General features: G+C 71.8%; 10 protein-coding genes and 1 pseudogene. 3 read left to right on the forward strand and 8 right to left on the reverse strand.

The window, feature by feature from the left end; translation table 11 throughout:
* Positions 1 to 3: 3 nt before the first annotated feature.
* Together FV218_RS20870 and FV218_RS20875 are read left to right on the forward strand one after the other, a co-directional pair.
* Positions 4 to 540: a transglutaminase-like cysteine peptidase gene (locus FV218_RS20870; protein WP_246685218.1), complete on the forward strand. Its 537-nt coding sequence runs from the start codon at positions 4 to 6 to the stop codon at positions 538 to 540.
* Positions 541 to 682: 142 nt separating this feature from the next.
* Positions 683 to 1,369: a transglutaminase-like cysteine peptidase gene (locus FV218_RS20875; RefSeq protein ID WP_147711398.1), complete on the forward strand. Its 687-nt coding sequence runs from the start codon at positions 683 to 685 to the stop codon at positions 1,367 to 1,369.
* A gap of 3 nt (positions 1,370 to 1,372) precedes the next feature.
* Here FV218_RS20875 and FV218_RS20880 read toward each other — a convergent pair whose 3' ends face one another.
* From FV218_RS20880 to FV218_RS20915, 8 genes are all read right to left on the reverse strand, one after another.
* Positions 1,373 to 1,702 (reverse strand): hypothetical protein, encoded by a 330-nt coding sequence (locus FV218_RS20880; RefSeq protein WP_056096379.1) that lies wholly within the window; start codon positions 1,700 to 1,702, stop codon positions 1,373 to 1,375.
* A gap of 138 nt (positions 1,703 to 1,840) precedes the next feature.
* On the reverse strand, positions 1,841 to 2,053 hold the full coding sequence (locus FV218_RS20885) for a DUF3126 family protein (protein WP_056096383.1): 213 nt from the start codon (positions 2,051 to 2,053) through the stop codon (positions 1,841 to 1,843).
* Between the two features lie 160 nt (positions 2,054 to 2,213).
* Positions 2,214 to 3,071, reverse strand: a complete 858-nt coding sequence (gene cysE, locus FV218_RS20890) for a serine O-acetyltransferase (RefSeq protein ID WP_056096482.1) — start codon at positions 3,069 to 3,071, stop codon at positions 2,214 to 2,216.
* 333 nt (positions 3,072 to 3,404) lie between these two features.
* On the reverse strand, positions 3,405 to 4,361 hold the full coding sequence (locus FV218_RS20895) for a helix-turn-helix transcriptional regulator (protein ID WP_274533137.1): 957 nt from the start codon (positions 4,359 to 4,361) through the stop codon (positions 3,405 to 3,407).
* Positions 4,362 to 4,759: 398 nt separating this feature from the next.
* Entirely contained in the window at positions 4,760 to 5,659 is a 900-nt protein-coding gene (locus tag FV218_RS20900) for a transglycosylase SLT domain-containing protein (RefSeq protein WP_147711399.1), read from the reverse strand.
* A gap of 213 nt (positions 5,660 to 5,872) precedes the next feature.
* Positions 5,873 to 6,697, reverse strand: a complete 825-nt coding sequence (locus FV218_RS20905; RefSeq protein WP_147711400.1) for a Cof-type HAD-IIB family hydrolase — start codon at positions 6,695 to 6,697, stop codon at positions 5,873 to 5,875.
* 7 nt (positions 6,698 to 6,704) lie between these two features.
* On the reverse strand, positions 6,705 to 7,259 hold the full coding sequence (locus tag FV218_RS20910) for a gluconokinase (RefSeq protein ID WP_147711401.1): 555 nt from the start codon (positions 7,257 to 7,259) through the stop codon (positions 6,705 to 6,707).
* Between the two features lie 84 nt (positions 7,260 to 7,343).
* Positions 7,344 to 8,624 carry an alpha/beta hydrolase gene (locus FV218_RS20915; RefSeq protein WP_147711402.1) on the reverse strand — a complete coding sequence of 427 codons (1,281 nt, stop codon included), beginning with the start codon at positions 8,622 to 8,624 and terminating at the stop codon, positions 7,344 to 7,346.
* A 261-nt stretch (positions 8,625 to 8,885) separates the two neighbouring features.
* Between FV218_RS20915 and FV218_RS23320 the strand changes: the two are divergent.
* Positions 8,886 to 9,060: pseudogene (locus FV218_RS23320) on the forward strand (sugar transporter); the annotation flags it as partial.

Raw genomic sequence — 9,060 nt, forward strand, 5'->3', positions numbered from 1 at the left:
GCCCTGCCCGCCCCCGCGACCCTCGCCGCGCCCGTCGGGGCCGCCCGGCCCATCGCCGCCTGGGTCGCCTTCTGCGAGCGCTACGCCGCCGAATGCGCCCTCGACGCGAACGAGCCCGCCCGCATCACCCTGACTCCGGCGGCCTGGACCACCATCACGACGGTGAACCGCCGGATCAACGCCGCGATCCGCCCCGTGACCGACCTCGACCATTGGGGCACGCCGGACCGCTGGGATCTGGCCGAGGACGGCGCGGGCGACTGCGAGGATTTCCAGCTCCTCAAGCGCAAGCTCCTGGCCGAGGCCGGCCTGCCGCGCCGGGCCATGCGGATGACCGTGGTCATCGACGAGAAGGGCGAGGGCCACGCGGTCCTGACCCTCATCACCGACCGCGGCGACTTCATCCTCGACAACAAGACCGGCGCCGTCCTGCCCTGGCACCGCACGGGCTACGTCTTCATCAAGCGCGAGGGCACCGACGCGGTGGCCTGGGTCTCCCTGGGCGGCGTCACCTCGCCCACCACCACGGCCAACCGCTGACCGCGCGGGCTGACCCGCATCGCCGTCCGGGATGGAACCCGCCGCGGCCCCAACGGTTAACGGGGGTTTAACTTAACGATTGAGCGCCGGGCTCAGCCGTGCCAACTTTGCCGTCTCGGCAATGGACGGCAGGGCGACCCGGATGCGGCACGCGATTCTGCACAGCCTCGGTGGCCCGGCGACGGGCGGCGCGGACACCCTTCGCAAGCGCCTGTGCCGCGCGGCGCGGCTCTCCCTCGTCGGGGCGATCCTGCTGCTCGGCGGCGCCGGCATCGAGGCGCGGCCCGTGGCGGCCCTGCCCGACGCGCCCGCCATCGGCGAGGGGGCGAATGCCCGTCCGGTGGCGGCCTGGAACGACTTCTGCGCACGCTACCCGCGGGAATGCGCCGTCGACGCCCGGGAGGCCGCCCGCATCACCCTGACGCCGGCGATCCGGGCGACCCTGGACAGCGTCAACCGCCGTGTCAACGAGCGCATCCGCCCGATCACCGACATGGCCCATTGGGGCGTCGTCGACCGCTGGGACTTTCCCGATGACGGTGCGGGCGATTGCGAGGATTTCCAGCTGCTCAAGCGGCGGATGCTGGTGGAGCGCGGCCTGCCCCGGCGCGCCCTGCGGATGACCGTGGTCATCGACGACATCGGCGAGGGTCACGCCGTCCTCATGGTGCGGACCGACCGGGGCGACCTCATCCTCGACAACAAGACCAACGCGATCCTGTCCGGCCCGCGCACGGGCTACACCTTCATCAAGCGCGAGGGCCAGGACGGCCTCGCCTGGGTCACCCTCAACGGCGGCGCCTCGCCGGTGGCGACGGCCAACCGGTGAGCGTCACACGCCAGCGATGAGATGGGCCAGATCGAGGGCGACGCGGCCCGACATCAGGCTCCAGCCGCAGGCGATCATCGTGGCGATCATCACGAACGGGATCGGCCGGCGCTCAAGGCGCCGGCCCCGGACGGTGTTGCGCAGGATGATGAAGGGCGCGCCGAAGGCCAGCATGGGCAGGGCCGCCACGGCGGTGACGCCGCCGCCCTCGAGCAGGCTGAAGCTCGCCCGCCGCTCGGTGAACAGCTCGAACGCGCTCGCCAGCAGGCCCGACAGGGCGAGGCCGATGCACAGGGTCTGGATCGAGTCGAGGGCCGAGGGGCTGAGGGTCATCACGCGAACGCTCCACCGTTGAGAAACCGTGGCGCCCACTCTGCCCTGCCGTTTACGAAACGTTAAGACTTTCTTAGCCTTACGGTTAAATCCGCGCACAGGCCATCGGCCGGTGCGTGTCGTTCCGTTTCGCGCGGTTCAGTCCTCGAGGTCGATGTCGAGGATCGCCATGGCGAAGTTGAACGAGCGGTCGCCGTCCTCGTCGTCCACGGAGACCACGCCCAGGAACTCCTCGCCGATATAGACCTCGGCCGAATCGTCCTTCTTCGGGCGGGGGACGAGGCGGATATTGGCGTTGGCGAAGGTCCGGCGAAGGAAGTCCTGTACCTTGGTGATGTCGGTCTTGGTCACGCTGATCGCCTCTCGCGTTCGGGATCGGCCCGCGCCCGATGGCGGTCGCGGGGTTCGAGTCCGGGACCGCTTGCCACGCCGCCGGGGCCTGGGCAAGCGGAGCACGGGAGCGGGCCGTCAGCCCTTGCCGAGAACCGGCTCCCCGTTCCGGACCGGTGCGTCAGATGCCCTCGGCCATGTGAATGAAGGTTTCGAGGCCCAGCAGCTGGTCCATGGCGCGGGCGGGCTCGGCGCAGCCGGCCGTGCCGACGACGCGGGCGGGCACGCCCACCACCGTGGTGTGGGGCGGCACGGCGCGCAGCACCACCGAGCCGGCGGCGACGCGGGCGCATTCCCCGACCTCGATGTTGCCCAGGATCTTGGCGCCGGCGCCGATCATCACGCCGCGGCGGATCTTGGGGTGGCGGTCGCCGCCCTGCTTGCCCGTGCCGCCCAGCGTCACCGCGTGCAGGATCGAGACGTCGTCGTCGATCACCGCCGTGGAGCCGACGACGAGGCCGGTGGCATGGTCGAGGAACACCCCGCGCCCGATCCGGGCCGCCGGGTGGATGTCGGTCTGGAACACCTCCGACGAGCGGCTCTGCAGGTAGAGGGCGAGGTCGCGGCGCTTGTGCGTCCAGTACCAGTGCGCGAGGCGATGGGCCTGGAGCGCGTGGAAGCCCTTGAAGTACAGCACCGGCTCGATGGCGCGGGTGGTGGCCGGGTCGCGGTCGAGGACCGCCCCGATATCGGCGCGAAAAATCTCGCCCAGGCGCGGATCGTCGGCGATGGCCTCGTGGAAGCCGTGGGCCACGAGTTCGGCCGGGAGGGACTGGTGTCCGAGGCGCGCGGCGACCCGGTGTGCCACCGCCGCCTCGAGGCTGGGGTGGTTGAGGATGGTCGCGACGATGAAGGAGGCGAGCTGGGGCTCCTCGCGCACGAGGGCCTCGGCCTCGGCGCGGACGCGGGTCCAGATCGGATCGAGGGTCGCGACCGTCTCCCGGTCGGCGGGCCTGGTCAGGGAAGAACGGGCGGACATGGGCTCCTCCTCGAACACTGCTGGGTCCGGACTTGCCGACCCTCGAATTGCCGAACCCGGACTTGATCTGCCCAGGTCCCGGTTCGGCCACCGCAGTGGCGATTGTCTACGCGAAAACGTCGTCGAAGCGGAACGGCCGCGTGCGGCGGGCCTTCGGGAGACCATCGTTCGCCGTCACGCGGAGCGCGGCCTGCGCTATAGCGTGTGGTGCGGCTCCGGACCGATCAAGGGCGGCGGGTGCCGCACCCCCCTGCGCGGGGCCCGAAATCCGGGCGGGGCCCGAAATCTTCGCGGGGCCCGAAATCTGCGCGGGACCCAAGACAGGACCGGGTCTCACGCATGGCGGGACTGATCCGGGGCGCCGAAGCGCGCCTCGATGGCGGCGGCGAGGCGATCGACCATGGTCTCGACGGGAACGTCGGAGGTGTCGACCACGGAGGGCGCCCGCGCGTAGAGCGGCTCGCGGCTGGCGAGGACCGCCCGCAATTCCTGCATGGCCGAGGGGTGGTCGCCCGTGGTCGCGAGATCGCCCTGCTCGCGCACGCGCTGCATGTGCTCCTCGGGCCGGGCCCGCAGCCAGATCGTGAAGAACGCCTGCAGCAGGAGGTCGTAGGTCAGGGGCTCGGCGACGATGCCGCCGCTGGTGGCGAGGATCAGGGGGCCGGGATGCTCGGTGAGGCGGCGCAGGGCCGCCTGCTCCAGGCGGCGGTAGCCCTCCTGGCCGTAGATCGCGAAGATCTCCTTCACCGACAGGGCGTTCTCGCGCTCGATCTCGGCGTTGAGCTCGACGAAGGTCCAGCCGAGGCGGTCGGCGACCCGGCGCCCGAGGGTCGATTTCCCGGCCCCGCGCAGGCCGACCACGGCGACCCGGGGCTGCGGCGCGTCACCCCCGGCGGGGGCGTGACCCGACAGGATGCCCTTGGCCAGGGCGATCTGCTCGCTCGAGGCCTGCCCGAGGAGATCGCGGACCACGTGCCAGTCCGGCGTGGTGTCCTGGCCGGCGATGAGGTCGTCGAGACGCACGCCCATGGCATTGGCGACCCGGCGCAGGAGGATGATCGAGACGTTGCCCTGCCCGCTCTCGAGCTGCGCGATGTAGCGCTCGGACAGGCCCGACGTCTGCGACAGGAGCTTGCGCGAGAGGCCGCGAACCGTGCGGGCGTGCCGGACGCGCCGGCCCAGCTCTGCCAGGAAGGTCGATTCTTGTTCTGCCGCGCCGGCCATGCCGTCGTTCGTCTTCTCGATTGGCGGACAGGCCGGGGCCTGCGCAACTCTGGATCTCAGGCCCATCGCGCGCCGACCCACAACATGAGAGGTCGGTACGATAATGCTTCGGCGAAGGGATCGATATCTCTATCGGATTCCGGTTCGGAAATATTACGTCGATGCGGCACTGTACGGAACAGGATTAATAGTCCCATGACGCGGTCACGAAAACCGCCTTGGGTCGAAAATCCTGTGCGGTGCAACATGTGAGGCGCCGGGCGGACGAGCGCAAGCGGTCCGGGCCCGCCCGCGAGGGAAAACCTGCAGGCGCGGGGAAACGGCGCGGCGTGGGCGCATTCCCGCCCGGACACGGGGAAATCCCCCGACGGGCCGCGCGAAGGGCCCGATCCGTTCGGAAACCGCGACGGAACGTTCGCCGGACGCGCGGGGCCGGCCGGTTGCGCCGCGCGAAACGGAGCGCCCTACTGATCGGCGGGCAGCGCCGAGGCTTCGAGGACGGGCGCCGCGACGGCCTTCTTCGCGACAATTGGTCGCCCCGCCGAGGCGAGCAGGACGGCCGAGGGCCGGCGCGGCGGCAGGGGCACCTCGACGCGCTCGCTCGGCGTCGCGTCGGTGGCCTGCGAGGCCGCGGGCATCTGCGAGGCCATCGGCGCCGGGGCGGGCGCGAGGGGCGCGATGGCGGCCGGCGCCGGGTCGAGGCTCGCCATCGCCGCGGGCGCGATGGAGCCCGAGAGGCCGGCGGGCCGGCGCGGCGGCAGGGGAACCTCGACGCGCTCCGTCGGGACGGTGTTGGCCGTCGGGCTCGGAGCGTAGGCCAGGGCCGTGGCGGCGGCGGCGAGGTTGGGATCGGCGGGTGTCGTGCGGTCGAAGGCGCTGGCGAAGGCGGCGCCGGATTTCGCCCCGGAGGCGACGGTGGTCAGGTCCTCCGGCACCTCCGCCGGGATGCCGAGGCGCTTGGCGGCGTAGTAGTAGCCGCGGTTGTAGTAGCCGTAGGCCCGGGCGAGGTCGCCCTTGGCGGTCTTGTAGGCGCCGGCGAGGTAGGCGATGCCGTAGCGCAGGTTCACCGCCGGGTCGAACAGCCCGGCCGCGTCGCCCTGGTAGCCGAGGCCGCGGGCCGTGGCGGGCTTGATCTGCATCAGGCCCAGGGCGCTGCCACCCTTGGCGTTCGGGTTGTAGTTGCTCTCGCGCTTCACCACCGCGTGGACGAAACTCGCCGGCACGCCGGCGGCGCGGGCCTGCTCCTCGATCAGCGCGTCGATGTTGTCCCGTGCGGCCTTGCCCTGGGCGAGGGCCGGGGCGGGCAGGATCTGGGCCGGGATGGCCAACGCGGCGACGGCGAGGAGCAGGAGGCGCTGGTTCATGCGGTGACCCGGATCGTCCTTGTTCTGAACGGTCAAGGTCGGGGCCAAATGAGGCTGGAAAGCGGCTCGGTGCCCCGATTGCGGCCGCATACCGAGGCTTTCCCCGTGTGCTGTGGCGCACAGGATACACACGCGGGAAACGTGCGCGGTCCGCCCACGTCGGATTTCCCAGTCCGCGCAAGGGTCTGGCCCGCCGGCGCCGGGCCGGGGGCTTCAGGCCGGAGGGCGGTGCAAAACGAATTCGTCGATGGCCCGCGAAAAACCCTCGCTGTCGTTGTCCGCGGTCACGGCCCGGGCCGCCGCCTTCACAGCCGGGTCCGCATTGCCCATGGCGATGGACAGGCCGACCTTCGAGAACATCGGCACGTCGTTGCCGGCATCCCCCAGGGTGGCGATGCGGGCGCGGTCGATCCCGAGGCGCCGGCTCATGGCGTCGACGAAGCCGCCCTTGCCGGCGCCGGCCGGGGTCACGTCGAGGTAGTAGGGCTGGGAGCGGTGGACGTCGGCCCCCTCCCCCAGGGCGGCGGCCAGGCGGGTCTCGCAGGCGGCGAGGTGCGCCGCGTCGGCGCTGACCCCGACGATCTGGGCGGCCTGATCGAGGAGCGGGTCGAGGTCGGCCACCACGGTCGGCTCCGCCCCGAGGGTGCGCCGTTCGAGGTCGGTGTAGGGGCCGCGCGGGTCGCGCAGGGTCCAGGCCCCGTGCGCGAACACCCAGATGTCGAGGCCGTCCCGTGTCATCCGGGCGACGGCGTCCCGCGCGACGGCGGCCGGGATCAGGGTCTCCGACAGGATGCGCAGGTCGGGGGCGACGACGGTGCTGCCGTTGAAGGCGCCCAGCGGCAGGCGCAGGTCGAGGTCCGCCACCAGGCCGGCGAGGCCCATGGGCGGGCGGCTCGACGCGATGGTGAAGCCGATGCCGGCCTGCGCGAGGCGCCGCACCGCCGCGCGGGTGGCCGGCGTCAGGCGCTTGTCCGTGGTCACCAGGGTGCCGTCCACGTCGGAGATAACGAGGGCGATGGGCGGGGCGGATGCGTCCATGGGCGGTCTATGTCTCCTGCTGGCCCTCCCCCAATCCCAGACGGGCCGCGATCGTTGCCGCGATGGCGTCGGCGGGCGCGTCGATGCCGACCACGACGGCGTTCTCCTCCGGGGCGGGCGGCTCCAGGATGGCGAACTGGGTGTCGAGGAGGGCGGCCGGCATGAAGTGCCCCTGGCGCCGGGCGAGGCGGCCCTCGATGAGGTCGCGGTCACCCGCCAGATAGGCGATCCTGACCTCGGGGCGTCCGCGCACCAGGGCGTCGCGATAGGCCCGCCGCAGGGCCGAGCAGACCACGATTCCGGGCTCGCGGGCCTGGAGCCGGGTGTCGATCCAGGCGCCGATGGCGGCGAGCCAGGGCGCGCGGTCGTCGTCGTCCAGGGGATGGCCGGCATGCATCTTGGCGACGTGCGCGGCGCTGTGGAACGCGTCCCCGTCGACGAAGGCCCAGCTGAGGCGCTCCGCCAGGCGGGCCGCCACGGTGCTCTTGCCCGAGCCCGAGACGCCCATCACCACGATCACGCCGGGCCCCCGGTCGAGGGACGGAAGATGGCCTGCCTGCATGCGAAACCCCGGTCCGCGGGTTTGGGAGTGTGGCCGGCCCGGACGGCACCGGTCCACGGCGATCCTTCGGTGGCGATCCTTCGGTCACGCCCCCGGCGCCGCGGCCGGTTCGGGCGCGGGCGATGGATGGAGCACCCGTGCGCGCAGGCGCTGGGGGCCGAGGGTCATGGCGAAGAAATCGTAGGCGCCGCGCCGGTCGTTCGCCATGAGAAACTGGAAGTGCATGCGGAACGGCCGCCAGCGGACCCGGCGGTAGGTCTCCGGGCTGATGATCTCCCGGAACCGCGCGGAGCGCACCAGGGGGTTGGTCACCGGCCGGTCGCCCAGGGGCAGGACCAGGTCGCGCACGGGATTGAAGCCGGGGAAGTTCATCCAGTCCTGCGGCGCCTGGTAGTCGACCCAGACCAGGCGTGGGCTGGTGCAGAGATCGGCGATCTCGGCGCGCAGGCGGCGGGCCCGCGGCTGGATCGCCACGAGGGGCAGGCCCGAGCCGAGGGTGACGAGGGCGAGACTCGTGTGCCCGGTGCCGAGGTCGGGGGCGCGGGCCAGCACCCGGGCGGCGACCTCCACCGCCGTGAGGGCGCCCGAGGAATGGCCGAGCAGCATCACCTCGTCGACGGCGATGCCCTCGTCCGCGAAGGCGGCGAGGCGGGCGATCACATGGTCGGCGAAGGCATCGAGGCGGGCCTCGTAATTCGGGCGCCAGCCCTGGCCGTGCTGCCAGTTGAACACCCAGTCGTTGAGGAGCTGCCAGAAGAAGAACCGGTTGAGCAGGGCTTCGATGGCCTTGATCCAGCCGAGCCCGACGAGGAGGCCCAGGGGAATCGTCGCCCAGAGCGGCCAGCCGAGGCTGTGTCCGAACCCGTCGCCGAGGTGGGCGTGGACGAAGCCCGCGATGGCGAGGCTGGCGAGGACGAGGGCGACGAGCAGCACGAACGGATAGAGGATGACGTTGCCGTACTTCCAGTTGAGCCGGTAGAACCGCAGCATGAGACCGCCCAGGATGGCGTGCAGGGTGCCGATCACCAGGAGGCCGGCGCTGAGGACGCGCCAGCGCCCGAAGTCGCGGGCGACGAGGTCGTCCCACAGGAGCACGTCGTATTCCGTTCGCGCGCCCCCCGTGGCGGGCTCGGCCGCCACGCTCCAGCTCTGCACGAGGCCGTCGGGACTCGTCGTGGCGGGGCCGATCCGGGGTTTGGGCTGCCCGAAGCGCTTCGCCGAGCGGACGAGCTCACGGACGAACAACATGCGATAGCGGGTGCGCCCCTCGGGATCGTAGCCCGGAACGTAGAAGACATGGCGCCTGTGGACCGTGCCCGGTGTCGCCTCGGGCAGGTTCGGAGGGGTGTAGTCGAACGAGAGCATGGCGCATCGTTGTTCACGGCCTCGGGAGACGAAGCCTGTCCGGTCAGAGACAAGGGGCACGGCGCCAAGGTTCCGGCAAGCGCCGCGGAAAGGTTTGGGCAAGTATCGGGTCACAGCCGTGTGATGGGGCGCCCGGCCGGTGCACAGCGGGGATGGTTCGCGGGTTCGGCCGGTCGCGGCCGGACTGTGACCCCCCCGCCACGGACAGGGCGGCGGCGATGGTCTAGGCAGCGGATGAGAGAAACCGACAGGCGATCCTGCATGCGCGTTCTGCCCCTGGCCCTCTGCACCGCCCTGGCGGTGTCGGGCTGTTCCTCGATCCTTCCCGGTGCGGGTCCGACGACGGGCGCCATCGTGGACGGGGCCGACGTCTCGACCAGCGAGGGCACCTTCGCGCGCTACGAACTCGTCGATCTCACCGCCGCCACCGTCGAGG

The organism is Methylobacterium sp. WL69 (genome assembly GCF_008039485.1).
In the GTDB taxonomy this organism is placed as follows: Bacteria; Pseudomonadota; Alphaproteobacteria; order Rhizobiales; family Beijerinckiaceae; genus Methylobacterium.

Coding starts and splice junctions, on each gene's coding strand:
- FV218_RS20875 (WP_147711398.1), top strand. CDS start 683: ATGCGGCACGCGATTCTGCACAGCCTCGGTGGCCCGGCGACGGGCGGC.
- FV218_RS20880 (WP_056096379.1), bottom strand. CDS start 1,702: ATGACCCTCAGCCCCTCGGCCCTCGACTCGATCCAGACCCTGTGCATC.
- cysE (WP_056096482.1), bottom strand. CDS start 3,071: ATGTCCGCCCGTTCTTCCCTGACCAGGCCCGCCGACCGGGAGACGGTC.
- FV218_RS20895 (WP_274533137.1), bottom strand. CDS start 4,361: ATGGGCCTGAGATCCAGAGTTGCGCAGGCCCCGGCCTGTCCGCCAATC.
- FV218_RS20900 (WP_147711399.1), bottom strand. CDS start 5,659: ATGAACCAGCGCCTCCTGCTCCTCGCCGTCGCCGCGTTGGCCATCCCG.
- FV218_RS20905 (WP_147711400.1), bottom strand. CDS start 6,697: ATGGACGCATCCGCCCCGCCCATCGCCCTCGTTATCTCCGACGTGGAC.
- FV218_RS20910 (WP_147711401.1), bottom strand. CDS start 7,259: ATGCAGGCAGGCCATCTTCCGTCCCTCGACCGGGGGCCCGGCGTGATC.
- FV218_RS20915 (WP_147711402.1), bottom strand. CDS start 8,624: ATGCTCTCGTTCGACTACACCCCTCCGAACCTGCCCGAGGCGACACCG.